Here is a 25,474-nt window from a genome sequence, read left to right on the forward strand (position 1 = left end):
GAAAACGCTGTTTCGAAAATTCATCACCAAGAAAGGAGACATCATGTCCTGGCATCCCTACTCCGGCCGCTATGAAAGTATGCAGTACCGTTACTGCGGGAAAAGTGGCCTGCGTCTGCCCGCGCTTTCACTGGGACTGTGGCATAGCTTCGGTCACGTCCAGCCGCTCGATTCCCAGCGCGCGCTGCTGCGTAAAGCTTTCGACCTCGGCATCACCCATTTCGATCTCGCCAACAACTACGGGCCTCCGGCGGGCAGTGCAGAGGAGAATTTTGGCCGCATCCTGCGCGAAGATTTTGCCGCGTATCGCGACGAGCTGATTATCTCCACCAAGGCGGGCTACGACATGTGGCCGGGGCCGTATGGTTCCGGCGGTTCACGTAAATATCTGCTCGCCAGTCTCGACCAGAGCCTGAAGCGTATGGGCGTGGAGTATGTGGATATTTTCTATTCCCACCGCGTGGATGAAAACACGCCAATGGAAGAGACGGCCTCAGCGCTGGCGCACGCCGTACAGAGCGGCAAAGCGCTGTATGTTGGCATCTCCTCCTACTCTACCGAGCGCACGCAGAAAATGGCCGAGCTGCTGCGCGAGTGGAAAATCCCGCTGCTGATCCACCAGCCGTCTTACAACCTGCTTAACCGCTGGGTCGATAAGACCGGTTTGCTGGATGCACTTGAAGCAAACGGGACGGGCTGTATCGCCTTCACCCCGCTGGCGCAGGGTTTGCTGACCGGAAAATACCTGAACGGTATTCCTGAAGGTTCACGCATGCAGCGCGAAGGCAAAAAGGTGCGCGGCCTGACGGAGAAAATGCTGACCGAAGCCAACCTGAACAGCCTGCGCCTGCTGAATGAAATGGCGCATGCACGTGGGCAAACCATGGCGCAGATGGCGCTGAGCTGGCTGCTGAAAGATGAACGCGTGACCTCGGTGCTGATAGGTGCGAGCCGTCCGGAACAGCTGGAGGAGAACGTTCAGGCGCTGGAAAACCTGCGCTTTACTGAGGACGAACTCAAGCGGATTGACCAGCATGTGGCTGATGGGGAGTTGAATCTGTGGCAGGCGTCGTCGGATAAATAGTGCGGGATGATGCCTTCTCCCCTCACCCTAACCCTCTCCCCAGAGGGGAGAGGGAACTTGAACACCCTCTTCCCTTTGGGGAGAGGGCTGGGTGAGGGGTAAGGTGTACTCTACTTCTTACTGATCTTATCCAGATACCCCATCACAAACGCAGACAACACAAACGTCAGGTGGATGATCACATACCACATCAGTTTGTTATCCGGGACGTTCTTCGCGTCCATAAACACGCGTAACAGATGAATAGAGGAGATCGCCACAATCGACGCGGCCACTTTGTTCTTCAGCGACGAGGCATCCATTTTGCCCAGCCAGTTAAGCTTCTCTTTGTGCTCGGCGATATCAAGCTGGGAAACGAAGTTCTCATAGCCAGAGAACATCACCATCACCAGCAATCCGCCCACCAGCGTCATGTCCACCAGCGACAGCAGCACCAGAATCAGGTCCGCTTCGGCGATGGAGAAGATGTCTGGCAAGACGTGAAAAATTTCCTGGAAGAACTTTATGCACAGCGCGACCAGTGCCAGGGAAAGGCCAAAATAGACGGGTGCCAGTAGCCAGCGAGAGGCGTACATTGCGTTTTCAAAAAAGCGTTCCATAGAGTCCTGTCTGCAAACGAAACCAGCGGGCAGTATATCTCAACGGTGCTTACTGTTTGCAACAACTAACCAACAGCACGCTTACACCGCCTCCGGGTTAACCTCCGGACGCGCGTATTCCGGCCAGACCAGCGCGACCAACTCCGGATAGGCTTCCAGACTGAACTCGTGAAAACACTGACGCAGGTTGAGCACGTCTAAGTCGGAATACGAGACTTTCTCGCCATTAAGACAGCGCTTTTTGATATTGTCATAATATTTATAGACAGCGGAATTCAGGTCGCTACAGCGACGCTGCGCTTCAAACAACCCCGGTGTGTCATTAATTTCTGACATTTTCATCCGCTTAATTGTCGCGTGCAAAAAGTCGATATATTCATGGTTCACCCGCCAGTACCAAACCGGTGTCACCGAGTTCATCAATACTGAGAAATGATCTTCTCCTTCCTCTTTTGTCATCAACTCAGGTTGCGGCGGTTCACTGCCGTCTTTCGACACTTTCGTTTTATTGAACTCTTGCATCAATAAAAGCACACCAGCGGTCAGTAATAGTAATGTGATGACCGTAAAGAAAATGCTGTTCATGGGTAGGCTCCATTTTTTTTGATTTTAAAATTGCCTCATGTTATTGTCAACGAATCTCACGCCTTTACCAACCCCACCCTGTTGAAATTAAAGGAAATTAAAAAATGCTGCCCGACAGTCTCGTCCCGGCTAAGTACCACATTACGCCTGTGGAACAGCAACCGACGAAAGAAGAAAAAGAGGCTAATTTTACTCAGGGAAAAAGAAAGCTCTCCGATTTCGAGTCTGACATATTAATTGGTGTTTCCCGAACGGGCAAATCCCGTAATATGGTGTTGGAGGAGCACGACCGCCATATTAAAGATCGTTTATTTCGCGCTGTGAAAATTGAAGCCTTAGCGCACCTGCTCAATGACCTGCAAGCCGAAGGTGAAATAGATGCCCAGAAGCTCAGTCAAATAATGGCCGAAAAGACCAAAGAAATAAACGAAATGGGTAATGAAATTTGGCTTAATTTAATTACTCGTGAAAAAAACACCCCAATTTTTTATGACTTCGGGGAAGATTAACGTGAAACCAGCTAATGATAATAATGTCTATTTGACTTTAGATGATAAAAAAAGCGATGAATTTATCTTAAAGCAAAATCTCGAGGCATTAAAAAAGAGTAAAAATGAAGAGATGACGCGTATTACCCAGGATCTGGTATCGATCCCGGCCACGCTCGTGCGCCTGAAATGGCAGAACCGCCGCGAAATATACCCGCTACAGGTGAAAGAAGAGATCTACGGTGCCGTGATGAATGCCATCATCGAGCAGCGCCCGGAGCTGAAAGAGAAGCTCCTGGGACGTCTGGAGGCCAATTATCAGTATCTGCTGGCGAGAGAGACCGCGACGCTGCGCCTGACCCGTAAACTGTCTGAGGGGGATTATCACACCTCAAACGTCACCCACGTCGCGCTCAATGAAGACGCGCTGGTGCCTGGCACCCGCTCCCCCGCCGAACCGCAAAGCTAGTTAAATTTGAATACGGCAATCGCCTCTTTTAACTGACCCGTCTGCTGCCGCTGCGCATCGGCAACCTGCAATGTTTGCGCAACGTGACGCACATTTTCCTGCACGCTGGCATCGATGCTGGCAATGCTGTCGTTCATCTGCGCAATGCTTGCCCGCTGCTGCTCGCTCATCTGCGACAGTTCTTCCAGCAGAGAGCGAAGCCCTTCGATACTCTCAATGATCGACTTCATTGTCATACCCGCGTGCTCAACCTGTTCGACGCCCTGCAGCGTGGTCGCCTGCGATGCGGTCAGAAGCTGACGGATATCTTTTGCCGCCCCCTCGCTGCGCTGGGCCAATACACGCACTTCTGAGGCAACCACAGCGAAGCCTTTGCCATGTTCGCCTGCTCTTGCCGCCTCCACCGAGGCGTTGAGCGACAGAATATTTGTCTGGAACGCAATCCCGTCGATCAGCTCCAGAATGGCGTAAATACGCTGCGACTCCTCGCGAATATGCTCCATCGCCGCAATCGCCTGCCGTACGTTATGCCCACCCTGCTCCGCCACGTTACTGGCGCTTAAAGCCACTTTCCTGACCTGGCTGGCTTTTTCACTGGTCAGGGTAGCGACAGCACTTAACTGTTCCATCGCACTGGCCGCCGTTGCAAGCGAACTGGCCTGATGATCGGTGCGTTCTGACAGCGCGCTATTACGTTGTCCTAACGCGCGGGACGCCTCCAGCAGTTGTCCAATATTGGCGCTGACCTGCTCAAGCGTGGCGCGCATAGTGCCAAGCGTCAGGCTAAACGTGCGGGCAAAAGGAGACTCTGCAGGCACCGCATCAACGGCAAGCGTGAGATACCCTGGCTCGCGGTTGATCACGCCCGCGAGCCCTGCCACCTCGCTCGCAGAGCGGGCGTCCTGCTCCATTCGTATCGCCAGCAGGACCAGGATCGCGGTCTGGACCACGACAAACAGGCCATGAAAAACCACCATATGAAAGCCGGTGTGCATGAACACCACGACGCCGTAAAGGCCATTCTCCTGCAAATAGTTAAACACCAGATGATGTAACGCGATGACCGCCGCCCCCATCACCAGGGGCCGCCAGTCGCGCCAGGCAAGCAGCGCGGAAAGCAGGACGAAAACGGAGAAATGGTATTCGGTTTCCCCCTCGCCCAGATGAATGAGCAACGCGGAAAAGGCCATTAGTGCAAAAGCAGAGCTCAGGCGGAGCAGCAGCGTGCCGGGAAACAACAGCGTTAGCAGCGTCGATAAACAGGCCAGAGAGGTGCCGACAATGGCCCCCTGCACAACATTCTCGTTCAAATAACCGACACCCAGCGAGATCCCCCACAGCGACCAGACAAGCACCAGAATTAGCCTGTCGGCGCGTCGTCGAATTGCAGAAAGCGCAAACTGGTCGTTTTGAGGCGCGTGCGGATACAGCCATGTCATCGTAGCCATAAGGAGTCTCTTGCTGTGCAGGTGAAAAGATCCTTCGAAGAAGGACTGTTTTTTATTATCTTTGTTAAGCGTAGTGGGGATATTCCACGACGCCATTTCAGCAAACAATATATTTTAACGGCACAGACGAATACTGATATTTACTTAACTATCAATAGATTATTAATTATGGCTTTATTAATAAATAAATATGAAGAATGGGGATATGCAGCAGAAAATAATAATAATTCAACATAGCAACAAACAAAAAAGCTGGCTTTCGCCAGCTTTTTTATCACTTCGCGGCCGCTTTTTCTTCGCCGACCAGACCAATCTTCAGGTACCCCGCCTGATGCAGCGTGTCCATCACCCTCATCATGGTTTCATAGTCGACGGTCTTATCTGCACGGAAGAAGACGGTGGTGTCTTTCTTACCGCCGGTAAGCTGATCCAGCGCCGGAATGACTGAAGCATCCGTTACCGGGTCGTTACCCAGGAACATGGATTTATCCGCTTTCACCGACAGATAGATAGGCTTTTCCGGGCGCGGCTGCGGCTGGCTGGACGAGGCCGGAAGATTCACCTTCACGTCGACCGTCGCCAGCGGCGCTGCCACCATGAAGATAATCAGCAGAACCAGCATGACGTCGATAAACGGCGTCACGTTGATCTCATGCATTTCGCCGTTATCGTCCAGATTTTCGTTTAGACGCATTGCCATACTATCAACCTACGCGCAGTTTAGACGCCGCATGCACCGGTTTAACGGAGCTGGCGTTGAGGTCCAGGTCACGGCTTTGCAGCAGCAGAACCTGTGCAGCAACGTCACCGAGCGTGGCTTTGTAGCTGCCGATCATACGCGCGAAGATGTTATAGATGACGACCGCAGGGATCGCCGCAACCAGACCAATGGCCGTTGCCAGCAGCGCTTCTGCGATGCCTGGTGCAACCACCGCCAGGTTAGTCGTTTGAGTCTGCGCGATGCCGATGAAGCTGTTCATGATGCCCCAGACGGTACCGAACAGGCCGACGAACGGAGAAATCGCCCCGATTGTCGCCAGATAACCATTACCGCGGCCCATATGACGACCGACGGCAGCGACGCGGCGTTCCAGACGGAAGCCGGTACGTTCTTTAATGCCTTCGTTATCTTCACTGCCTGCAGAGAGTTCCAGCTCGTTCTGTGCTTCATTGACTAAAAGGCCGGTCAGGCTTTTCGCGTGGAAGGATGAGGTCATATCAGAAGCCTGATCCAGAGAGCGGGCTTCGGCCAGCTGCTGCTGTTCGCGCTTAAGGCGGCGCTTCTGCGTCAGCAGCTCGGCGCTCTTGCTGAAGAAAATAGCCCAGGTGACAACGGACGCCAGAATCAGGCCGATCATCACAATCTTAACCACGATGTCAGCATGATGATACATGCCCCAAACGGAGAGATCCGTCTGCATCAAATTATTACCCACTCTGTATCTCCAGGACGCAAATCACAAAATCTGAGCGTAATAATATCAAAACGTCGTCGAATTGATAGTAGTTCTCATTAGTATTTACATAGTGCCGTAATTTTCGCTCACATTCCTTGCGCTTACGCAGTAAAAATTTCTTATGCGTATTTTTCATAATATTTTCTGCTTATTCGATAAGCATCCGGGTGCACATTTTTACAATCGTGGTAGTCTGGACGTCCAGACGTATAAAAACAGGGTTAGCGAACATGACAAAGAAGCATCTTGATACCACGCTGGTGCAGGCAGGACGCAGCAAGAAATACACCCAGGGATCGGTAAACAGCGTGATTCAACGCGCCTCCTCGCTGGTGTTTGATACGGTTGAGGAGAAAAAAAACGCCACGCGTAACCGCGCGAAAGGCGGGCTGTTTTATGGTCGTCGCGGCACGCTAACCCATTTTTCTCTCCAGGAAGCCATGTGCGAGCTGGAAGGCGGCGCTGGCTGCGCGCTGTTCCCGTGCGGGGCCGCGGCGGTTGCCAACACCATTCTGGCGTTTGTGGAACAGGGCGATCACATCCTGATGACCAACACCGCCTACGAGCCCAGCCAGGACTTCTGTACCAAAATCCTCAGCAAGCTCGGCGTGACCACCGGCTGGTTCGACCCGCTTATCGGGGAAGGCATTGCCGAACTTATTCAGCCAAACACGCGCATTGTGTTCCTGGAATCTCCCGGCTCAATCACCATGGAAGTGCATGACGTCCCTGCCATCGTTAAGGCCGTGCGCAGCAAAGCGCCGGATGCGATCATCATGATCGACAACACCTGGGCGGCAGGCGTGCTGTTTAAGGCGCTGGAATTCGATATTGATATTTCGATTCAGGCGGCGACAAAATACCTGATTGGCCACTCGGACGGCATGATTGGCACTGCGGTTTCCAACGCGCGCTGCTGGGATCAGCTGCGAGAAAACGCCTATCTGATGGGGCAAATGGTGGACGCAGACACGGCCTACATGACCAGCCGGGGCATTCGCACGCTGGGGGTTCGTCTGCGTCAGCACCATGAAAGCAGCCTGAGGGTTGCCGAGTGGCTGGCGCAGCATCCGCAGGTGGAGCGCGTGAATCATCCCGCGTTACCGGGCAGTAAAGGCCATGAATTCTGGCAACGTGACTTTACGGGCAGCAGCGGGTTGTTCTCCTTCGTGCTTAAAAAACGGCTGAACAACGACGAGCTGGCGAGCTATCTGGATAATTTTACCCTCTTCAGCATGGCCTACTCCTGGGGCGGCTTTGAATCCCTGATCCTGCCTAGCCAGCCGGAGCAGATTGCGGCCCTGCGTCCCGGTGGCGAAGTGGATTTCAGCGGCACTCTGATTCGATTGCATATCGGTTTAGAAAATGTGGACGATTTGATTGCGGATTTGTCAGCAGGGTTTGAACGTATCGTGTAGAGTGCAGGCTGAAAATGTACTCCTGGACGTTTTTGTGAACACTGCAAGCAGAAAAGTCTGCATGAGTTGCGTCCGCGATCAACCCCAGCGGGCCAATTCGGGAGTACAATAGCGTTATATCTGCTGTTCCACAGGAAAGTCCATGGCTGTTATTCAAGATATTATTGCGGCGCTCTGGCAACACGATTTTGCCGCGCTGGCGGATCCGCACGTCGTGGGGATTGTTTACTTCGTGATGTTCGCGACGCTGTTTCTGGAAAATGGATTACTGCCAGCTTCGTTTCTCCCCGGTGACAGCCTGCTTCTGCTCGCAGGCGCGTTAATCGGCAAGGGCGTGATGGACTTCACGCCGACGATGGTGATCCTCACGTCCGCCGCCAGCCTGGGCTGCTGGCTGAGCTATTTGCAGGGCCGCTGGCTTGGGAACACGCGCGTCGTAAAAGGCTGGCTGGCGCAATTGCCGCATAAATATCATCAACGTGCGACCTGCATGTTTGACCGGCACGGCCTGCTGGCGCTGCTGGCCGGGCGTTTCCTGGCATTTGTTCGCACGCTTCTGCCAACCATGGCGGGCATTTCCGGCCTGTCTAACCGCCGTTTCCAGTTCTTCAACTGGCTGAGCGCCCTGCTGTGGGTTGGTGTAGTCACCACACTCGGCTACGCGCTGAACATGATCCCGTTTGTGAAACAGCATGAAGACCAGGTGATGACCTTCCTGATGGTGCTGCCGATGTTCCTGCTGGTGGCTGGGCTGGTAGGGACGATTGCGGTGGTGATTAAGAAGAAGTACTGCAGCGCGTGATAAAAAATTGCCGGGTGGCGGCTACGCCTTACCCGGCCTACGTTTCCCCTCAGGCGCCCTGCATCGTTCGGATGCGCGAAGCATCTTCTCCCGGCGTGACGCCGAAATAGCGCTTAAACTCCCGACTGAACTGCGACGCGCTTTCATAGCCGACGCGCATTGCCGCGGCGCTGGCCTTCATGCCGTCGTGGATCATCAGCATCCGCGCCTTATGCAGCCGGTAGGTTTTGAGGTACTGCAGCGGCGAGGTGCTGGTCACCGATTTGAAGTTATGATGAAACGCCGAGACGCTCATGTTCGCTTCCGCCGCCAGCTGGTCGACGCTGAGGTTTTCCGTGTACTGGCTTTCGATACGCTTGAGCACGCGGCTTATCAGGCTAAAGTGGGTCTGTCGGCTCACCAGCGCGAGTAACGCACCGCCTCCCGGCCCCAGCAGCACATGGTAAATAATTTCCCGGATAATCTGCTTGCCCAGAATACGCGCATCCAGCGGCCTTTCCATCACGTCCAGCAGACGTTCAATGGCGCAGAGGATCTCTTCCGACAGCGTCGCTGAGTTAATCCCGCTCGACGCCATCGAAGGCTGGAAGAGCTCGTCTTCACCTATCTCCATCAGCAGTTCCTGCAGCTGAAGAATATCGACGTTGACGCGAATACCGGCCAGCGGAACCGCCTCTGTCGCGAAGGTTTCACATTCGAAGGGTAAAGGTACTGTCAGGAGCAGGTATTCATTGGTGTCGTAGCGGAACACGCGGTCGTTGATATAGCCAATTTTATGGCCGGAAAAGAGAAAAACGATGCCCGGCTGGTACATCACCGGCGTGCGCGTCCCGGGCTGCGTGCCGTAGAGCAGGCGAATGTCAGGAAGCAGGTTACTGACACCTTTTTCGTTATCTATCAGTCTTTTAATCTGCGTAGTGAGCTGTTGGCAGATCGCTTCACGGTTCATTTTGCGTTACTCCGGGTACGGTTTCCGACCCTCTCAGTCTGCACATTTCTCCGAAGTTTCTCCAGCGCTCTGTAGAAATGGGCAAGACATCGGCAGGAATGTGCATTGAGAGGATAGCCCCGGGCGGCCACAATGTGCAGCATCAGGTAGCCCTCTGCGCCACCACGGTTTTTCACCCACTAAAGGGAACGAGCAATGAACAACTTTAATCTTCACACCCCAACCCGCATTCTGTTTGGTAAAGACGCTATCGCCGACCTGCGCGCGCAAATCCCTGCTGATGCCCGCGTGCTGATCACCTACGGTGGCGGCAGCGTGAAAAAAACCGGCGTGCTGGATCAGGTATACAGCGCCCTGGACGGCCTGGACGTGCGTGAGTTCGGCGGCATCGAGCCAAACCCGTCTTACGAAACGCTGATGAACGCGGTGAAAATCGCCCGCGAAGAGAACATCACCTTCCTGCTGGCGGTCGGCGGCGGCTCCGTACTGGACGGCACCAAGTTCATCGCGGCGGCAGCGCACTACGCTGACGGCATCGATCCGTGGCACATTCTGGAAACCCGCGGCAGCGACATTAAAAGCGCAATTCCGATGGGCTCCGTGCTGACCCTGCCAGCGACCGGCTCTGAATCCAACAAGGGCGCGGTGATCTCCCGCAAAACCACCGGCGACAAACAGGCCTTTATGAACGAACACGTTCAGCCTGTGTTTGCCATTCTGGACCCGGTGTACACCTACACCCTGCCTGCGCGTCAGGTAGCGAACGGCGTGGTCGACGCCTTTGTTCATACCGTTGAGCAGTACGTCACGTACCCGGTAGATGCCAAAATCCAGGATCGCTTCGCGGAAGGCATTCTGCTGACGCTGATCGAAGACGGCCCGAAAGCGCTGAAAGAGCCGGAAAACTACGACGTGCGTGCCAACGTGATGTGGGCAGCAACCCAGGCGCTGAACGGCCTGATCGGTGCTGGCGTGCCGCAGGACTGGGCAACCCACATGCTGGGCCACGAGCTGACGGCGATGCACGGTCTGGATCATGCCCAGACGCTGGCGGTCGTTCTGCCTGCCCTGTGGAATGAAAAACGGGATACCAAACGCGCCAAACTGCTGCAGTACGCCGAGCGCGTGTGGAACATCACCGAGGGTTCCGACGACGCGCGTATTGATGCCGCCATTGAAGCGACCCGCAGCTTCTTTGAAGGCCTGGGCGTACCAACGCGTCTGTCTGGCTACGGTCTGGACGGCGGCTCCATCCCTGCTCTGCTGGCAAAACTTGAAGAGCACGGCATGACCCAACTGGGCGAGCACGGCGACATTACGCTGGACGTCAGCCGTCGCATTTACGAAGCGGCGCGCTAAGCGTTTTTGCCCTCCCGACTTTCGTTTTTTGACATTTCGTCCAGACTTAATGCACACCCCATCGCCGGAGTCCCCCTCCGGCGATGCGCACCTGAAGGAGGAAAAATGGCAAACCAAACCGTAATCAAGCTGCAGGACGGCAACGTGATGCCCCAGTTGGGGCTAGGTGTATGGAAAGCCGGTAACGACGAGGTCGTCTCCGCCATTCATAAAGCCCTGGAAGTCGGCTATCGGTCGATTGATACCGCCGCCGCGTACAAAAACGAGGACGGCGTGGGGACCGCACTGGCCAGCGCTGGCGTCCCCCGCGATGAGTTATTCATCACCACCAAACTGTGGAACGACGATCAAAAACGCCCCCGCGAAGCCCTGCAGGAGAGTCTGGAAAAACTCCAGCTCGATTTCGTCGATCTGTACCTGATGCACTGGCCGGTTCCGGCTATCGATCACTACGTTGACGCCTGGAAAGGGATGATTGAGCTGCAAAAAGAAGGGTTGGTGAAAAGCATCGGCGTCTGTAATTTCCAGGTGCATCACCTGCAGCGGCTGATTGACGAGACGGGCGTTGCGCCTGTCATCAACCAGATCGAGCTGCACCCGCTGCTGCAACAGCGCCAGCTTCATGCCTGGAACGCCACGCACAAGATCCAGACCGAGTCCTGGAGCCCGCTGGCGCAGGGCGGCGAAGGGGTGTTTGATCAAAAGATTATCCGTGAGCTGGCGGATAAATACGGCAAAACCCCGGCGCAAATCGTCATTCGCTGGCATCTGGATAATGGACTGGTGGTGATCCCGAAATCGGTCACGCCGTCGCGCATCGCCGAGAACTTCGACGTCTGGGATTTCCGGCTGGATAAAGATGAGCTGGGTGAGATTGCGAAGCTGGATAAGGGTAAACGTTTAGGCCCGGATCCGGATCAGTTTGGCGGTTAATCGCGTAAAAAAGCCGGGTGGCGGCTTCGCCTTACCCGGCCTACGCGCCGACCTGTAGGCCCGGTAAGCGCTACGCCACCGGGCATTGTTACAGGTTTAACCGATCTTACGTTTTACGTTCTTCTTCGTCCCCGTAGCCCCACCGTTCGAGCGCTGATGCACAATCGGCGTGTGCTTGGTCAGCGCCGGGCGCGTATTGCGGTTCTGGCGACGCGCTTCGCGCATCTCATCCAGCGTCGGGGCCGGTACCAGGCAGTCGCGGCGCGAGCCGATCAGGTGTTTTTTACCCATCTCTTCCAGCGCCTGACGGATCAGCGGCCAGTTTTTCGGATCGTGGTAACGCAGCAGCGCCTTATGCAGGCGACGCTGTTTATCCCCTTTCGGCACCACCACCTCTTCACTCTTATAGCCAATCTTACTCAGCGGGTTTTTGCCGGTGTAGTACATGGTCGTCGAGTTGGCGAGCGGTGATGGATAGAAGTTTTGCACCTGATCCAGACGGAAGCGACGCTGTTTCAGCCACAGCGCCAGGTTGACCATATCTTCATCACGCGTACCCGGATGCGCGGAGATGAAGTACGGGATCAGGTACTGCTCTTTGCCCGCCTGCTTCGAGTAGGTGTCGAACAGCTCTTTAAAGCGATCGTAGCTGCCCATGCCCGGCTTCATCATCTTCGACAGCGGGCCTTCTTCGGTGTGCTCCGGCGCAATCTTCAGATAGCCGCCGACGTGGTGCGTCGCCAGCTCTTTGATGTAGCGCGGATCTTCCACGGCGATGTCGTAACGTACGCCGGAGGCGATCAGGATCTTCTTGATGCCCTTCAGGTCACGCGCGCGGCGGTAGAGGTTGATTGTCGGCTCATGGTTGGTGTCCATGTGCTCGCAAATGCTCGGATAGACGCAGGAGAGGCGACGGCAGGTTTGCTCCGCGCGCGGCGACTTGCAGCGCAACATGTACATGTTCGCGGTTGGACCGCCAAGATCGGAGATCACGCCGGTAAAGCCCGGCACCGAGTCGCGAATGGCTTCGATCTCATTGATGATCGAATCTTCAGAGCGACTCTGGATAATACGACCTTCGTGTTCGGTAATAGAGCAGAAGGAACAGCCGCCGAAGCAGCCGCGCATGATGTTGATCGAGAAGCGGATCATCTCATACGCCGGGATACGGGCGTTGCCGTACGCCGGGTGCGGCACGCGCTTGTACGGCAGCGCAAAGACGCTGTCCATCTCTTCGGTGGAGAGCGGGATCGCCGGTGGGTTGATCCAGATAAAGCGCTCGCCGTGCTTCTGCATCAGCGCGCGGGCGCAGCCCGGGTTGGTTTCATGGTGCAGAATACGGGACGCGTGCGCGTAAAGCACCTTGTCGGCTTTCACCTTCTCGTAAGACGGCAGCAGCACATAGGTCTTTTCCCATGGTTTCGGGCGCGGCGGCTGCACAACGATAGCCTTCGCTTCCGCTTTTTTCGGCTCAACCGGCTTGTTATCGGCACACGGCAGATCTTCGCCGTACGGGTGCGGGATCGGGTCGATTTTGCCCGGCATATCAATGATACGGGAATCCACCCCGCTCCAGCCCGGCAGCGCCTCTTTCACCATGATCGCGGTATTGCGCACGTCGCGGATGCTGCTCACCGGCTCACCCTGCGACAAACGGTGCGCCACTTCCACCAGCGGACGCTCACCGTTACCGTAAATCAGCATGTCGGCTTTGGAATCCACCAGCACCGAGCGGCGAACGGTATCTGACCAGTAGTCGTAGTGCGCGGTGCGGCGCAGGCTCGCCTCGATGCCGCCCAGGATCACCGGGACGTCTTTCCAGGCTTCTTTACAGCGCTGGGTATAGACCAGGGTAGCGCGGTCCGGACGTTTGCCCGCCACGTTATCCGGCGTATAGGCATCATCATGGCGCAGCTTACGGTCGGCGGTATAGCGGTTGATCATCGAGTCCATGTTGCCAGCGGTCACGCCGAAGAACAGGTTCGGTTTACCCAGACGCATAAAATCGTCTTTGCTGTTCCAGTCAGGCTGGGAGATGATCCCCACGCGGAAGCCCTGCGCTTCGAGCATACGGCCACAAATCGCCATACCAAAGCTCGGGTGGTCAACGTAGGCATCGCCCGTGACCAGAATGATATCGCAGCTATCCCAGCCCAGTTGGTCCATCTCTTCCCGGGACATCGGCAGAAACGGCGCCGGTCCAAAGCAGGCCGCCCAGTACTGGGGCCAGGAGAAGAGGTCACGATCCGGCTGGATCAGGGAAATTGCGCTCATAATGCTTCCGAAGAAAAAATAGACAAAAGGGCGGGGATTATACGCTGGATTAATGTGGGAAATGAAGGGGTATTGTGCGGCGGTTTTTACGCCGGGTAGCGGCTTCGCCTTACCCGGCCTACGTGTTACGGGCCTGTAGGTCGGGTAAGGCGAAGCCGCCACCCGACTCGTTTTACGGCGCCGGATTGACCAGCATCTGCCCCACGGATCCCCTGTCCATCATCTCCAGCGTCTGGCTGTGGAACAGGAACGGGAAGTGCGGCCATGAAGGCTGACCATAGTAGACAAGCAGTTCAACCTGGCCGTCCACCCAGACGGTGTCTTTCCAGCCGCGATCTTCCGGGAACGGCATCGCGCCGTTGACGTTGCGGATCAGGAATGACACCCCTTCAATATGGAACGACTGCGGCATATCTGAACGCACCGTCCAGCGCTCCCAGGTGCCCTGCTGCGCGGTAATGTCGATGCGGTTGACGTCCCACAGCGCGCCGTTGATACCCGGATCGTCGCCCAGGCTGATATCACGGCTACGTACCGGCGAGCCGCTCATGATCTCCTGCGGCAGCAGACGCATTGGCAGGCTATCGGTCACCAAAGGCAGCAGACCGGTTGGGCGCAGGGTCAATACCAGCGTGGAGACCAGAATGCTCGACGGCTCAAAGAACCCGCGAATGCGGTCAACGATGCTCGCCGCTTCACCACAGGTGACGGAGACTTCATCCCCGTTGGTCATATCCACCAGGATTTCACGACGTTCACCCGGCGAGAGCGCCAGCTGTTTAACGGAAACCGGCGCGGGTAAAAAGCCCTGATCGCCTGAAATCACGTGCAGCGCGCGGCCGTCGCTCATCTGCAGCTGATAGCGGCGCGAGTTGGAGGCATTCAAAAGACGCAGGCGCACCCAGCCACGAGAGACTTCCACATACGGACTTTGCGCGCCGTTAACCAGCAGCGTATCGCCAACAAAACCACCGCTGCCCGGCTCGCTGTATTCCGGCGTGCCGAAGTTATCAAGGCGTTTATCCTGAATAATGACCGGGAAATCATCCACGCCGTAGTGGTTCGGGATCGGCAGCGATTTACTCACCTCATCCTCAATCAGCCACATCCCGGCCAGGCCGTTGTAGACCTGCTGGGCGGTGCGGTTCGGCGTATTGGCGTGGTACCACAGCGTGGTCGCGCTCTGGCGGATAGGGAGGACAGGCGCCCAGTCGGCGTTTGGCGACATCATGCGCGCCGCGCCGCCGATCAGCGGCCCCGGCACCTGCAGCCCGCTGACGGTCATGGCGACATTTTCAGTCGTCCGGTTACTGTAAATCAGCTTAACGTCATCGCCGTTCCACACGCGAATGGTTGGGCCAAGGTAGCGCCCATTGATTCCCCATATCTGCGCGCGCGTTCCCTGAGTAAAGGACCAGTGGCTACGCTGTAGCGTGAGGAAAAGCGGCTGCCCGCGACGGGATTCAATCAACGGCGGAATGGGCAGCGGCTGTTGCTGCCCGGCGGCGCTGGCTGTCCGCGGTATCGCACCTGCACAAAGGGCGATCCCCGAAGCCTGAATAAACTGACGCCGACTGAATGACATATAAGCTCCATCTGAAACGACTAACAACGCGGGAATTCGTTTTCCCTTATAACGCCGGGTTAAATCTTACCGGCGGCTTCTCTCTCTGCGACTTCTTTGTCGAGCAACGCAATATGCTGAGCCATCAGCTCACGGCAATGGGCTGCCAGTTCGCGCACCTGATCTTTGCCATATTTACTGGTATCCACCGGCGGCAGCATTTCGACAATGACCAACCCATTATTCAGGCGGTTAAGATTAATCTTATTAGAAGTATTGGAAACACACACGGGAATAATTGGAACACCCGCCGCAATTGCAGCATGAAACGCACCGGTTTTAAACGGCAGCAGGCCGCGACCACGGCTACGCGTCCCTTCCGGGAACATCCAGATTGAGATTTTGCGTTTCTTAAAGTGGTTCACCACTTCCGCAATAGTGCCGTGCGCTTTGGCTCGATTATTACGGTCAATCAACAAGTTACCCGTTAGCCAATAGAGCTGACCGAAAAACGGGATCCACAGCAGACTCTTTTTCCCCACCGTCACGGTTGGCGGCAGTACGATGTTTGCGGCGGTCACCATATCGTAGTTGTTCTGATGGTTAGCGATATAGATGGCGTTGCCGAACTGCTCCGCGCCTTCCGGCAGGCGTTTTTCTACCTTCAGACCAAACAGCGGCGCAAGGCGGCCAAACATATGGCCAAAGGTGGCGACATGCTTAGGATTACGCGGACTGAACAGGCAGTAGATGCAGCCGAAAACACAGACCAGAATGCAGTAGATAACGGTAAGAACGAGACGAACAATGTATAGCATAGCGACCTCTGAAGCCCTGACAGCTGACAATTATACTTCACCTGTGGCCAGGTAAGGACTTTATTACGAGCGCGTATTGTTAATCGCAACGCACGAATTAACAACGATTTTACGGGAAATTTTCGTGAAATGCCCCCCTCAGGAACAGAGGGGGGAGGCGTTACGTTACTCTTCGCTGTCGCCCGCAGTGCTGCGCGCAGGAGAGTCAATCTCCACGCGGTCGATACGCTGCAGGCCGCGCATCAGCGAGCCGCGACGACCGCGCTCGCCAACAACCTTCTGCAGCTCTTCCGGACGCAGTTTGATTTTACGCTTGCCGACATGAATAGTCAGCGTGCTCTGCGGCGGCAGAATGAAGAGGTGCGCCAGGCCATCCTCGCCTTTCGCCGCTTCCGCCGACGGGATGTTGATGATCTTGTTACCTTTACCTTTCGACAGCTCCGGCAGGTCGCTGACCGGGAACATCAGCATACGTCCGGCAGAGGTAATTGCCAGCAGCATGTCGCTCTCGTTCTCAATCACCAGCGGCGTCATCACGTGGGCGTTGTCCGGCAGGCTAATCAGCGCTTTACCGGCGCGGTTACGCGACACGAGATCGTTAAAGGTACAGATAAAGCCGTAGCCCGCATCGGAGGCCATCAGCAGTTTCTGGTCATCAGCTTCCATCAGCATATGGTCAACCGTCGCACCCGGCGGCAGCGTCAGCTTGCCGGTCAGCGGTTCACCCTGTCCACGGGCGGAAGGCAGCGTGATCGGGTCGATGGCGTAGCTGCGACCGGTGGAGTCGATAAACGCCACCGGCTGGTTGCTCTTGCCTTTCACCGCCGCTTTGAAGCTGTCGCCCGCTTTATAGCTCAGGCCCGGCGCGTCGATATCGTGGCCTTTGGCGCTGCGCACCCAGCCGCTCTGCGACAGCACAATGGTCACCGGCTCGGACGGCTGCATGTCGTGCTCGTTCATCGCCTTCGCTTCTTCACGCTCGTGCAGAGGAGAACGGCGGTCGTCGCCAAAGGCTTCGGCATCCGCCTGCAGCTCTTTCTTCAGCAGGGTATTCATCTTGCGCTCGGACGCCAGAATCGCCTGCAGCTGATCGCGCTCTTTTTCCAGCTCGTTCTGCTCGCCGCGGATCTTCATCTCTTCCAGTTTGGCGAGATGGCGCAGCTTCAGTTCGAGGATCGCTTCGGCCTGGGTTTCGCTGATGCCAAAGCGCGACATCAGCGCGGGCTTCGGCTCGTCCTCGGTACGAATGATCTCAATCACTTCGTCGATATTGAGGAACGCCACCAGCAAACCTTCGAGGATATGCAGGCGCTTAAGCACTTTTTCCAGGCGGTGGTTCAGACGACGGCGCACCGTATCGCGACGGAACGTCAGCCACTCGGTGAGGATCTCCAGCAGGTTTTTCACCGCCGGGCGACCGTCAAGGCCAATCATGTTCAGGTTGATGCGGTAGCTTTTTTCCAGATCGGTGGTGGCGAACAGGTGATTCATCACCTGCTCCATGTCCACGCGGTTCGAGCGCGGCACGATCACCAGACGGGTCGGGTTTTCGTGGTCCGATTCGTCGCGCAGGTCGTCCACCATCGGCAGCTTTTTATTGCGCATCTGGGAGGCGATCTGCTCCAGCACTTTGGCACCGGAAACCTGATGCGGCAGCGCGGTGATCACCACGGCGCCGTCCTCTTTGTTCCACACCGCGCGCATGCGCACGGAGCCGCGACCGTTCTGGTAGATTTTACGGATTTCCGCGCGCGAGGTGATGATTTCGGCTTCGGTCGGGTAATCCGGCCCCTGCACGATATCCAGCAGCTCGTCCAGCGAGGTTTTCGGCTGTTCAATCAGGGTGATGGCGGCTTTCGCCACTTCACGCAGGTTGTGCGGCGGAATGTCCGTCGCCATACCGACCGCGATACCGGTGGTGCCGTTCAGCAGGATGTTCGGCAGACGCGCAGGCAGCATCTTCGGCTCCTGCAGCGTACCGTCGAAGTTTGGCACCCAGTCGACGGTTCCCTGCCCCAGCTCGCCCAGCAGCACTTCGGCATATTTAGACAGGCGGGACTCGGTATAACGCATCGCCGCGAAGGATTTCGGATCGTCCGGCGCCCCCCAGTTCCCCTGACCATCCACCAGCGGATAGCGGTAAGAGAACGGCTGCGCCATCAGCACCATCGCTTCATAGCAGGCGCTGTCGCCGTGCGGATGGTATTTACCCAGTACGTCACCGACGGTACGGGCGGATTTCTTGAACTTGGCGGTGGCATTCAGCCCCAGTTCGGACATCGCATAGACGATGCGGCGCTGAACAGGCTTCAGGCCATCCCCGATAAACGGCAACGCCCTGTCCATGATGACGTACATGGAGTAGTTCAGGTAGGCGTTTTCCGTGAATTCATGTAGCGCGAGGCGCTCTGCCATATCGCTCATTACGTGTGATTCCTCAACTCAGAAACCGAAGGGTTTCAGGCAATATTGCCGCAGATACTACCTCATCTGGCGAATTGAGTCACAAAGAAAAAGGGCCGCACAGGCGGCCCTTTTCGGGTTATTTGTTCAGCTTGATGACCTGCTTCACGTCGATTTCAAACTCGTTCCAGTCTTTATCGACTTTACCCTGGAGTTCGACCTTATCCTGCGGGCTGACGGTCACGCCGTTCCAGCGCTTGTGGTCAATCTCAACGACCACCGTGCCGGTTTCATCGCGGAAGGTGTAGCGGTCATCGGACAGGCGCTCGGTGATGTTACCACGCAGCTTCACCCACGCATCGTCCTTCAGATCCTTCACTTTTGCCGCCGTCGTCAGGTTGGCGTTGTTATCCACAAAACCGCCCTGCTGGGTTTGCGTCTGGGTCGCGGTTGCGGACGGGCCGTTAAATCCGCCCTGCGCGGCAAAAACAGGGGCAGTAGTCATCATCATGATGGCAGCAAGTGCAGCGAATTTTTTCATCTTAATCTCTCCCTTTAATGTGGTTTCGCAGTCCATTAAACAGGGTAATCCTTAACAACTTCTTAAGGGGAAAATTTATTTATTTTTACTGTACAGCATGTTGATTCAGAGGGTTTACTGACGGCATCAAGGAGGGAACATGCGCATTTTACTGGTAGAAGACGACAGGCTCATCGGCGACGGCATCAAAGCGGGCCTGAGCAAAATGGGGTTTAACGTGGACTGGTTTACCGACGGGAAAACCGGTCAGACCGCGCTGTATAGCGCACCCTATGATGCCGTGGTGCTGGATCTGACGCTGCCGGAGATCGACGGGCTGGAGATCCTGCGCGCCTGGCGCGAAATCGGTAAGCGCGAGCCGGTACTGATTCTGACGGCGCGGGATGCGCTGAACCAGCGCGTCGAGGGGTTGCGCCTGGGCGCGGATGATTATCTCTGCAAGCCGTTTGCCCTGATCGAAGTGGCTGCGCGCCTTGAGGCGCTGGTGCGTCGCAGCCACGGTCAGACTCGTAGCGAACTGCGTCACGGTAAGGTCACGCTCGACCCGACGAGCCTTGTCGCCACGCTGGAGGGCGAAACGCTGACACTCAAACCGAAAGAGTTCGCCCTGCTGGAGCTGCTGATGCGCAATGCGGGCCGCGTGCTGCCGCGCAAAACGATTGAAGAAAAGCTCTATAACTGGGATGACGACGTCTCCAGCAACGCCGTGGAAGTTCACGTCCATCATCTTCGCCGCAAGCTTGGCAGCGCGTTTATCCGCACCGTGCACGGTATCGGCTACACCCTGGGTGACGCATGAAACTGAGCCTGAAACTCCGCCTGACGCTGCTCTTCCTGCTGCTCTCTCTGACGGCCTGGTTTGCCGCCAGTCTTGTCGCGTGGCAGCAAACGACGCATAAGCTTGACAAGCTCTTTGATACCCAGCAGATGCTGTTTGCCAAACGTCTGCTGACGATGGACCTGGACGAGATCCGCGCGCCGGAGCGCATGCGCGAGGTGCCCAAAAAAGCCAAACACGGGCATCTGGACGATGACGCGCTGGCCTTCGCCATCTTTAGCGCCGACGGCAGCATGATCCTCAACGACGGTGAAAACGGGCGCGATATTCCGTATCACTATCGTCGTGACGGGTTTGCTGACGGACAGCTTCAGGACGACAACGACGAATGGCGCTTTTTATGGCTGACGTCGCCGGACGGTAAATACCGCGTGGTGGTCGGCCAGGAGTGGGAGTATCGCCAGGACATGGCGCTGGACGTGGTGAGCTCACAGCTTACGCCGTGGCTGGTGGCGCTACCTGTCATGCTGCTGTTGCTGATCCTGCTGCTGAGCCGCGAGCTGAAGCCGCTGAAAAAACTGGCGCAGACCCTGCGCTCCCGCACGCCGGATGCCACCGATAAACTCCCAACGGAGGGTGTCCCCACTGAAGTGCGTCCGCTGCTCGACGCCCTGAACCACCTGTTCACGCGCACGCAAGAGATGATGAGCCGCGAGCGTCGTTTTACCTCCGATGCCGCCCATGAGTTGCGCAGCCCGTTAGCCGCCCTGAAGGTGCAAACCGACGTGGCGCAGCTGTATCAGGACGATCCCGAGGCGCAGTCCAAAGCCCTTTCGCAGCTTCATGCGGGTATCGACCGCGCCTCCCGGCTGGTGGATCAACTCCTTACGCTGTCGCGCCTGGATTCGCTGGATAACCTGGACGGCGTCGAGCCGATTGTCATGGCCGATTTACTGCAGTCCGCGGTGATGGATATTTATCATCCGGCGCAGCAGGCGGGCATTGATGTACGCCTGAACATCCATGCGCCAGAGGTGAAACGCGCGGGTCAACAGCTGCTCCTTAGCCTGCTGGTACGTAACCTGCTGGATAATGCAGTACGTTACAGCCCGCGCGGTAGCGTGGTGGACGTGACGCTGGACGGTCGCCGCTTCACCGTGCGTGACAACGGCCCCGGGATTTCCCCCGACGCGCTGGCACGTATTGGCGAGCGCTTTTATCGTCCACCGGGGCAAGATGCCACGGGTAGCGGGCTGGGCTTATCGATTGTTAAACGCATCGCCACCCTCCACGGTATGCGCGTCTCGCTGGCTAATGCGGCCGACGGGGGTTTTGAGGTCAACGTCAGCTGGTAGGCATTATTGCGCTATATGCAAAAGACTTTGCACATTTTGCTTATTTTTCCGCTCCGTCCTCGCGCGTAGAATGCCCGACATACTCTCAACACCGAGGACAAATAATGAGCAACATTTTGATTATCAACGGCGCGAAAGAGTTCGCGCACTCTAAAGGCCAGTTGAATGACACCCTGACCGAGGTCGCGGACGGTTTCCTGCGCGACGCCGGGCATGATGTTAAGGTCGTGCGCGCGGACAGCGATTATGACGTGAAAGCCGAAGTGCAGAACTTCCTGTGGGCCGACGTGGTTATCTGGCAGATGCCGGGCTGGTGGATGGGCGCGCCGTGGACCGTGAAAAAATACATGGATGACGTGTTCACTGAAGGCCACGGTTCGCTGTATGCCAGCGACGGTCGTACCCGTTCAGACGCCGCCAAAAAATACGGTTCCGGCGGCCTGATTCAGGGCAAAAAATATATGCTCTCCCTGACCTGGAACGCGCCAATAGAAGCCTTTACCGAGAAAGATCAGTTCTTCGAAGGCGTGGGCGTCGACGGTGCGTATCTGCCGTTCCACAAGGCGAACCAGTTCCTGGGTATGGATGCGCTGCCGACATTTATCGTCAACGACGTGATTAAAATGCCTGACGTCCCGCGCTATATCGCAGAATATCGCAAGCATCTCGCGGAAATTTTTGCTTAACTGGTAACCTGGAATTAGAAGGAGTTAACCATGCTTACCGTAATTGCTGAAATTCGTACTCGCCCAGGTCAACATCACCGCCAGGCGGTGCTGGATCAGTTCGCGAAGATTATCCCGACCGTACTTGAAGAAGAAGGCTGCCACGGCTATGCGCCGATGGTGGATGCCGCCACTGATGCCAGCTTCCAGGCGACCGCGCCGGACTCCATCATGATGGTTGAACTGTGGGAAACCGTGGCGCACCTCGAAGCGCACCTGCAGACTCCGCACATGAAAGCGTGGAGTGAGGCGGTAAAAGGTGACGTGCTGGATACCCATATCCGAATTCTGGAGCAAGGGGTTTAAGGTTCGTGGAATTTGCCGGGTGGCACTGCGTTTACCCGGCCTACAAAACCTGACCCGTATGCCCGGTAAGCGCTAGCGCCACCGGGCTTTTTGTATCACCTTAAAACCCAACTGCTATGCTTATTCTGACTTCATTGTTAACAGGAGGATGGAATGGGTCTTTTTAACTTCGTGAAAGAAGCAGGTGAAAAGCTGTGGGATAACCTGACCGATCATAAAGGTCAGAGCGACAAAGTCACCGAGCACCTCAAAAAGCTGAATATTCCTGGCGCGGATAACGTCCAGGTCACCGTTACCGACGGCAAAGCCAGCGTGACGGGTGACGGGCTGACGCAAGAGCAGAAAGAGAAAATTCAGGTTGCCGTGGGGAACATCGCGGGGGTGAGCGAGGTGGAGAACAACATCACCGCGACCGATGCCAAAGATGAAGCGACTTACTACACGGTGAAATCGGGCGATACCCTGAGCGCCATCTCCAAAACGGTGTATGGCAACGCTAACCAGTACAACAAGATCTTCGAGGCGAACCGCCCGATGCTCTCCAGCCCGGATAAAATTTATCCAGGCCAGACGCTGCGCATCCCGAAAGCGTAACCGCAAAGTCGGGGGTACCTCCCCCGACTGTTTTACCAGTACGATTTCCAGCTTTGCGTAAAGCGCACCAGCGCCTCAACGTAGAAGTAATCTCCCCAGCTCGCACACTCGTCCACCCCTTTGTTGCTCGCCAGGTGATACACCGAGTGTTTCAGAAGCCCGTTGCCCTTCTCGTCTTTGCCCATCAGATACTGTTTCGTCAGCGACGACATGATCCCTTTCGCCCACTCCAGATAGCGCTCGCGGTCCGGATCCGTGACCGGCAAATGCTTCACCAGCTCCAGCAGACCGCATACCGCGATGGCCGCCGAGGACGAATCGCGCAGCGCATCGGTGCCCACCAGCGCCAGATCCCAGTGGCAGACGTAATCTTCCGGCAGGCGGTTGAGGAAGTAGTTCGCCAGCCGCTTCGACAGGGCAATCATCGTCTCGTCGCCGGTGTAGATATAGCTCAGCAGGAAGCCGTAAATCCCCCACGCCTGCCCGCGCGACCAGCATGAGTCATCGGCGTAGCCCTGCTGGGTATTGCCGTAGCGCGGCGCGCCGGTTAACACATCCATATAGTAGGTATGAAATGTCGAAGCATCTTCACGAATGAGATACGTTGCCGCCTGCATCACGTGGGCTTTTGCAGCGTCAGCAAAGCGCGGATCGCCGGTTTGCTCGGTTGCCCAGTAGAGCAGCGGCAGGTTCATGTTGCAGTCGATGATCATGCGTCCGGCCTGTTCCGGGTCAGAGAGATCCCCCCACGCCTGAATGATCTTCGCTTTTTCATGGAAGCGCTCCAGCAGGGCTTCCGCCGCCAGCAGCGAGAAGCCGCGCGCCTCACGGTTCCCGGTCAGCCGCCAGGCCGCTACGCAGGAGAGCGTATACAGGAAGCCTAAATCGTGGGTGTTAGTGTCGTTGCGCCCGGCGATGCGCAGGCCGAACGATCGCACGTGCTTTTCCGCCATCGCGCGGAATTTATCCTCACCGCTCATCTCCCACGCCAGCCACAGCTGGCCGGTCCAGAAGCTGGTGGTCCACTCCACGTTGTCGGTCAGCGGGTAAAAACCGTCCTTACAGGTTTCCGCCGGGAACTGCTCGCCGAATTCCGTTAAATGACGGCTAATCAGGTCGAGGACATGGCCGCGTGCCGAGCTGAGTTCATCGCTAAACGCGCGTGGATCAACGGGTGCGGCAATCGCAGGCAGGCGCTCCTCTTTGATACGACTTAACATATTTCGGTTCCTTCTTTGACGGCGAAATTATCGGGTTGAGGTTTCTGCTACGTTCAGCGTGCGGGATCCGCGCCATTTGCTCTGACAGGCGGATAACGTGAAGGCAGAAATAAGGGTAAAGGTCAGCGCCGTGGCGCCCATGATGATATAGGTCTGTTCAAAGCCGATGCGGTCATACATATATCCGGCAGGCGAAGAGACGACCACGTTACCGACGTACAGCATTGCCTGATAGCCCAGTAAATACATGGTGGCATTCACGCGCTTATCGAAATGTTCGGCGATGTATTTAAAGACGGAGACCAGCAGCAGGCAGATTTCCAGGCCGTACAGCGGCTTCAGCACGGAAATTAACAGGTGAGAATCGCACATGCCGGAAATAATCAGACGCGCCCCCACCACCAGACCGACAATTAACAGCCCGCGCTTGGCACCAATAAAATTCACGAACAGCGGGATCACCATATACATGACGAACTCCATGCCTGACTGCACGGTACCCAGGTAGCCGAACACCGCGTTGCCCTGGTGGATATCGTCAAAGAAGGTAACGAAATAGCGCGAGAACTGCTGCTCGGCGATAAACATCATCCACGCCACGCCCGCCACGTACAGGCAGAAAGCCCAGAATTTACGGCTACGCAGCAGTGCATACACGTCCGAAGGGGCGATATTCTCTTTGGTCAGCACCTCACCGGCGTGAACGGAGTTCGTGTTCACTTTCAGGCTCAGCAGGACAATCAGCATCACCACAGAGGTCACGCTGCCCATAATAAAGTTATACGCCGGCGAGAGGTTAAACAGCAGGCCGGAGAAGGACGACGCCACCGCCCAGCCGAGCGAGCCCCACATGCGGATCTGCCCGAACTCCATGCCGTTCAGGCGGCTAAAGCGGTCAGAATAGGATTCACACGCCGCCACGCCCGCATACCAGGCAAAGCTCAGATAGAGCGCACCAATAGCGATCCCCAACATGGTGTTGGAGATTAACAGCGGCTGATAGACGTAAATAAAGAACGGCGCCATCAGGGCCGACATGGCGACCACAAAATAGAGCAGGTATTTGTTCATGCCGATTTTATCAAGAATATAGCCATAGATGGGTTTGAGAATAACGGAGAAAATACCGTTCACCGCGAATACGGTTCCGATCACCGCCCCGCTGAGATTCGCTTTTTGACCGAGCCAGATAGCCAGCAGGCCAATACTGGCGGACCAGGTAAAGAAGTAGAGAAAAATAAAGCTGCTGATTTTGTAATATTCGGTTCTGTTGGTTGTCGATGTTTTTTTCATACCATCCTCGCC

Annotated in this window: 26 protein-coding genes; 13 read left to right on the top strand and 13 right to left on the bottom strand. The window is 56.2% G+C overall.

The window, feature by feature from the left end:
• The first annotated feature begins 43 nt into the window (after positions 1 to 43).
• Positions 44 to 1,084, top strand: a complete 1,041-nt coding sequence (locus tag N2K86_RS18445) for an aldo/keto reductase (protein ID WP_260659563.1) — start codon at positions 44 to 46, stop codon at positions 1,082 to 1,084.
• A 110-nt stretch (positions 1,085 to 1,194) separates the two neighbouring features.
• Here the strand turns inward: N2K86_RS18445 and N2K86_RS18450 are convergent, their stop codons facing one another.
• Entirely contained in the window at positions 1,195 to 1,683 is a 489-nt protein-coding gene (locus N2K86_RS18450) for a TIGR00645 family protein (RefSeq protein WP_260659564.1), read from the bottom strand.
• An 81-nt stretch (positions 1,684 to 1,764) separates the two neighbouring features.
• Positions 1,765 to 2,268: an ESA_00282 family adhesion-associated protein gene (locus N2K86_RS18455; RefSeq protein ID WP_260659565.1), complete on the bottom strand. Its 504-nt coding sequence runs from the start codon at positions 2,266 to 2,268 to the stop codon at positions 1,765 to 1,767.
• A 104-nt stretch (positions 2,269 to 2,372) separates the two neighbouring features.
• Here N2K86_RS18455 and N2K86_RS18460 point away from each other — a divergent pair, with 104 nt between their 5' ends.
• Positions 2,373 to 2,777 carry a hypothetical protein gene (locus N2K86_RS18460; RefSeq protein ID WP_260659566.1) on the top strand — a complete coding sequence of 135 codons (405 nt, stop codon included), beginning with the start codon at positions 2,373 to 2,375 and terminating at the stop codon, positions 2,775 to 2,777.
• Positions 2,758 to 3,225, top strand: coding sequence for a cytoplasmic protein (locus N2K86_RS18465; RefSeq protein ID WP_260659567.1), 468 nt, complete (start codon positions 2,758 to 2,760; stop codon positions 3,223 to 3,225). The genes N2K86_RS18460 and N2K86_RS18465 overlap by 20 nt, the downstream gene beginning before the upstream one ends.
• Here the strand turns inward: N2K86_RS18465 and N2K86_RS18470 are convergent.
• Positions 3,222 to 4,673 carry a methyl-accepting chemotaxis protein gene (locus tag N2K86_RS18470; RefSeq protein ID WP_260659568.1) on the bottom strand — a complete coding sequence of 484 codons (1,452 nt, stop codon included), beginning with the start codon at positions 4,671 to 4,673 and terminating at the stop codon, positions 3,222 to 3,224. The genes N2K86_RS18465 and N2K86_RS18470 overlap by 4 nt on opposite strands.
• A 15-nt stretch (positions 4,674 to 4,688) precedes the next feature.
• Here N2K86_RS18470 and N2K86_RS18475 point away from each other — a divergent pair, with 15 nt between their 5' ends.
• The gene (locus N2K86_RS18475; RefSeq protein ID WP_260659569.1) at positions 4,689 to 4,910 is read left to right on the top strand and encodes a hypothetical protein; all 222 of its coding nucleotides are present in this window, start codon (positions 4,689 to 4,691) and stop codon (positions 4,908 to 4,910) included.
• A gap of 37 nt (positions 4,911 to 4,947) precedes the next feature.
• Here N2K86_RS18475 and exbD read toward each other — a convergent pair whose 3' ends face one another.
• Together exbD and exbB are read right to left on the bottom strand one after the other, a co-directional pair.
• Entirely contained in the window at positions 4,948 to 5,373 is a 426-nt protein-coding gene (gene exbD / locus N2K86_RS18480) for a TonB system transport protein ExbD (RefSeq protein WP_010435590.1), read from the bottom strand.
• A gap of 4 nt (positions 5,374 to 5,377) precedes the next feature.
• Positions 5,378 to 6,109, bottom strand: coding sequence for a tol-pal system-associated acyl-CoA thioesterase (gene exbB, locus N2K86_RS18485; protein WP_260659570.1), 732 nt, complete (start codon positions 6,107 to 6,109; stop codon positions 5,378 to 5,380).
• A gap of 251 nt (positions 6,110 to 6,360) precedes the next feature.
• Here exbB and metC point away from each other — a divergent pair, with 251 nt between their 5' ends.
• Positions 6,361 to 7,548 (top strand): cystathionine beta-lyase, encoded by a 1,188-nt coding sequence (gene metC / locus N2K86_RS18490; protein ID WP_260659571.1) that lies wholly within the window; start codon positions 6,361 to 6,363, stop codon positions 7,546 to 7,548.
• Between the two features lie 142 nt (positions 7,549 to 7,690).
• Positions 7,691 to 8,350: a DedA family general envelope maintenance protein YghB gene (gene yghB, locus N2K86_RS18495; RefSeq protein WP_089599576.1), complete on the top strand. Its 660-nt coding sequence runs from the start codon at positions 7,691 to 7,693 to the stop codon at positions 8,348 to 8,350.
• A 49-nt stretch (positions 8,351 to 8,399) separates the two neighbouring features.
• Here yghB and N2K86_RS18500 read toward each other — a convergent pair whose 3' ends face one another.
• Positions 8,400 to 9,299: an AraC family transcriptional regulator gene (locus N2K86_RS18500; RefSeq protein WP_260659572.1), complete on the bottom strand. Its 900-nt coding sequence runs from the start codon at positions 9,297 to 9,299 to the stop codon at positions 8,400 to 8,402.
• A 195-nt stretch (positions 9,300 to 9,494) separates the two neighbouring features.
• Between N2K86_RS18500 and yqhD the strand changes: the two genes are divergently transcribed.
• Positions 9,495 to 10,658, top strand: coding sequence for an alcohol dehydrogenase (yqhD, locus tag N2K86_RS18505; protein WP_260659573.1), 1,164 nt, complete (start codon positions 9,495 to 9,497; stop codon positions 10,656 to 10,658).
• 105 nt (positions 10,659 to 10,763) lie between these two features.
• Positions 10,764 to 11,591 (top strand): 2,5-didehydrogluconate reductase DkgA, encoded by an 828-nt coding sequence (gene dkgA / locus N2K86_RS18510; RefSeq protein ID WP_260659574.1) that lies wholly within the window; start codon positions 10,764 to 10,766, stop codon positions 11,589 to 11,591.
• 96 nt (positions 11,592 to 11,687) lie between these two features.
• Here dkgA and N2K86_RS18515 read toward each other — a convergent pair whose 3' ends face one another.
• The 5 genes from N2K86_RS18515 to N2K86_RS18535 all read right to left on the bottom strand — a co-directional run bounded on the left by N2K86_RS18515 (position 11,688) and on the right by N2K86_RS18535 (position 19,191).
• The gene (locus N2K86_RS18515) at positions 11,688 to 13,865 is read right to left on the bottom strand and encodes a YgiQ family radical SAM protein (RefSeq protein WP_260659575.1); all 2,178 of its coding nucleotides are present in this window, start codon (positions 13,863 to 13,865) and stop codon (positions 11,688 to 11,690) included.
• A gap of 172 nt (positions 13,866 to 14,037) precedes the next feature.
• Positions 14,038 to 15,450, bottom strand: coding sequence for a cell division protein FtsP (ftsP, locus tag N2K86_RS18520; protein ID WP_108416235.1), 1,413 nt, complete (start codon positions 15,448 to 15,450; stop codon positions 14,038 to 14,040).
• Positions 15,451 to 15,509: 59 nt separating this feature from the next.
• Entirely contained in the window at positions 15,510 to 16,247 is a 738-nt protein-coding gene (gene plsC / locus N2K86_RS18525) for a 1-acylglycerol-3-phosphate O-acyltransferase (protein ID WP_260659576.1), read from the bottom strand.
• A 165-nt stretch (positions 16,248 to 16,412) separates the two neighbouring features.
• Complete coding sequence (gene parC, locus N2K86_RS18530) at positions 16,413 to 18,671, bottom strand: DNA topoisomerase IV subunit A (RefSeq protein ID WP_260659577.1); 2,259 nt, start codon at positions 18,669 to 18,671, stop codon at positions 16,413 to 16,415.
• Positions 18,672 to 18,789: 118 nt separating this feature from the next.
• A complete protein-coding gene (locus tag N2K86_RS18535) occupies positions 18,790 to 19,191 on the bottom strand; it encodes a YgiW/YdeI family stress tolerance OB fold protein (protein ID WP_029485199.1) in 402 nt (133 codons plus the stop codon).
• 139 nt (positions 19,192 to 19,330) lie between these two features.
• Here N2K86_RS18535 and qseB point away from each other — a divergent pair, with 139 nt between their 5' ends.
• From qseB to lysM, 5 genes are all read left to right on the top strand, one after another.
• A complete protein-coding gene (gene qseB, locus N2K86_RS18540) occupies positions 19,331 to 19,990 on the top strand; it encodes a quorum sensing response regulator transcription factor QseB (RefSeq protein ID WP_260659578.1) in 660 nt (219 codons plus the stop codon).
• Positions 19,987 to 21,324, top strand: coding sequence for a quorum sensing histidine kinase QseC (gene qseC / locus N2K86_RS18545; protein ID WP_260659579.1), 1,338 nt, complete (start codon positions 19,987 to 19,989; stop codon positions 21,322 to 21,324). Before qseB ends, qseC begins: the two co-directional genes overlap by 4 nt.
• A gap of 104 nt (positions 21,325 to 21,428) precedes the next feature.
• Complete coding sequence (locus N2K86_RS18550) at positions 21,429 to 22,010, top strand: NAD(P)H-dependent oxidoreductase (RefSeq protein WP_260659580.1); 582 nt, start codon at positions 21,429 to 21,431, stop codon at positions 22,008 to 22,010.
• Positions 22,011 to 22,040: 30 nt separating this feature from the next.
• Entirely contained in the window at positions 22,041 to 22,355 is a 315-nt protein-coding gene (locus N2K86_RS18555) for a putative quinol monooxygenase (protein ID WP_260659581.1), read from the top strand.
• A 153-nt stretch (positions 22,356 to 22,508) separates the two neighbouring features.
• Positions 22,509 to 22,949, top strand: a complete 441-nt coding sequence (lysM, locus tag N2K86_RS18560; protein WP_260659582.1) for a peptidoglycan-binding protein LysM — start codon at positions 22,509 to 22,511, stop codon at positions 22,947 to 22,949.
• A gap of 32 nt (positions 22,950 to 22,981) precedes the next feature.
• Here lysM and N2K86_RS18565 read toward each other — a convergent pair whose 3' ends face one another.
• A complete protein-coding gene (locus tag N2K86_RS18565) occupies positions 22,982 to 24,169 on the bottom strand; it encodes a glycoside hydrolase family 88 protein (RefSeq protein WP_260659583.1) in 1,188 nt (395 codons plus the stop codon).
• A gap of 27 nt (positions 24,170 to 24,196) precedes the next feature.
• Positions 24,197 to 25,462, bottom strand: coding sequence for an oligosaccharide MFS transporter (locus N2K86_RS18570; protein ID WP_260659584.1), 1,266 nt, complete (start codon positions 25,460 to 25,462; stop codon positions 24,197 to 24,199).
• Positions 25,463 to 25,474: the final 12 nt, after the last annotated feature.

Origin of the sequence: Enterobacter mori, assembly GCF_025244905.1 — a bacterium.
Lineage (GTDB): Bacteria > Pseudomonadota > Gammaproteobacteria > Enterobacterales > Enterobacteriaceae > Enterobacter > Enterobacter mori_A.

Coding starts and splice junctions, on each gene's coding strand:
- N2K86_RS18445 (WP_260659563.1), top strand. CDS start 44: ATGTCCTGGCATCCCTACTCCGGCCGCTATGAAAGTATGCAGTACCGT.
- N2K86_RS18450 (WP_260659564.1), bottom strand. CDS start 1,683: ATGGAACGCTTTTTTGAAAACGCAATGTACGCCTCTCGCTGGCTACTG.
- N2K86_RS18455 (WP_260659565.1), bottom strand. CDS start 2,268: ATGAACAGCATTTTCTTTACGGTCATCACATTACTATTACTGACCGCT.
- N2K86_RS18460 (WP_260659566.1), top strand. CDS start 2,373: ATGCTGCCCGACAGTCTCGTCCCGGCTAAGTACCACATTACGCCTGTG.
- N2K86_RS18465 (WP_260659567.1), top strand. CDS start 2,758: ATGACTTCGGGGAAGATTAACGTGAAACCAGCTAATGATAATAATGTC.
- N2K86_RS18470 (WP_260659568.1), bottom strand. CDS start 4,673: ATGGCTACGATGACATGGCTGTATCCGCACGCGCCTCAAAACGACCAG.
- exbD (WP_010435590.1), bottom strand. CDS start 5,373: ATGGCAATGCGTCTAAACGAAAATCTGGACGATAACGGCGAAATGCAT.
- metC (WP_260659571.1), top strand. CDS start 6,361: ATGACAAAGAAGCATCTTGATACCACGCTGGTGCAGGCAGGACGCAGC.
- yghB (WP_089599576.1), top strand. CDS start 7,691: ATGGCTGTTATTCAAGATATTATTGCGGCGCTCTGGCAACACGATTTT.
- N2K86_RS18500 (WP_260659572.1), bottom strand. CDS start 9,299: ATGAACCGTGAAGCGATCTGCCAACAGCTCACTACGCAGATTAAAAGA.
- yqhD (WP_260659573.1), top strand. CDS start 9,495: ATGAACAACTTTAATCTTCACACCCCAACCCGCATTCTGTTTGGTAAA.
- dkgA (WP_260659574.1), top strand. CDS start 10,764: ATGGCAAACCAAACCGTAATCAAGCTGCAGGACGGCAACGTGATGCCC.
- N2K86_RS18515 (WP_260659575.1), bottom strand. CDS start 13,865: ATGAGCGCAATTTCCCTGATCCAGCCGGATCGTGACCTCTTCTCCTGG.
- ftsP (WP_108416235.1), bottom strand. CDS start 15,450: ATGTCATTCAGTCGGCGTCAGTTTATTCAGGCTTCGGGGATCGCCCTT.
- plsC (WP_260659576.1), bottom strand. CDS start 16,247: ATGCTATACATTGTTCGTCTCGTTCTTACCGTTATCTACTGCATTCTG.
- parC (WP_260659577.1), bottom strand. CDS start 18,671: ATGAGCGATATGGCAGAGCGCCTCGCGCTACATGAATTCACGGAAAAC.
- N2K86_RS18535 (WP_029485199.1), bottom strand. CDS start 19,191: ATGAAAAAATTCGCTGCACTTGCTGCCATCATGATGATGACTACTGCC.
- qseB (WP_260659578.1), top strand. CDS start 19,331: ATGCGCATTTTACTGGTAGAAGACGACAGGCTCATCGGCGACGGCATC.
- qseC (WP_260659579.1), top strand. CDS start 19,987: ATGAAACTGAGCCTGAAACTCCGCCTGACGCTGCTCTTCCTGCTGCTC.
- N2K86_RS18550 (WP_260659580.1), top strand. CDS start 21,429: ATGAGCAACATTTTGATTATCAACGGCGCGAAAGAGTTCGCGCACTCT.
- N2K86_RS18555 (WP_260659581.1), top strand. CDS start 22,041: ATGCTTACCGTAATTGCTGAAATTCGTACTCGCCCAGGTCAACATCAC.
- lysM (WP_260659582.1), top strand. CDS start 22,509: ATGGGTCTTTTTAACTTCGTGAAAGAAGCAGGTGAAAAGCTGTGGGAT.
- N2K86_RS18565 (WP_260659583.1), bottom strand. CDS start 24,169: ATGTTAAGTCGTATCAAAGAGGAGCGCCTGCCTGCGATTGCCGCACCC.
- N2K86_RS18570 (WP_260659584.1), bottom strand. CDS start 25,462: ATGAAAAAAACATCGACAACCAACAGAACCGAATATTACAAAATCAGC.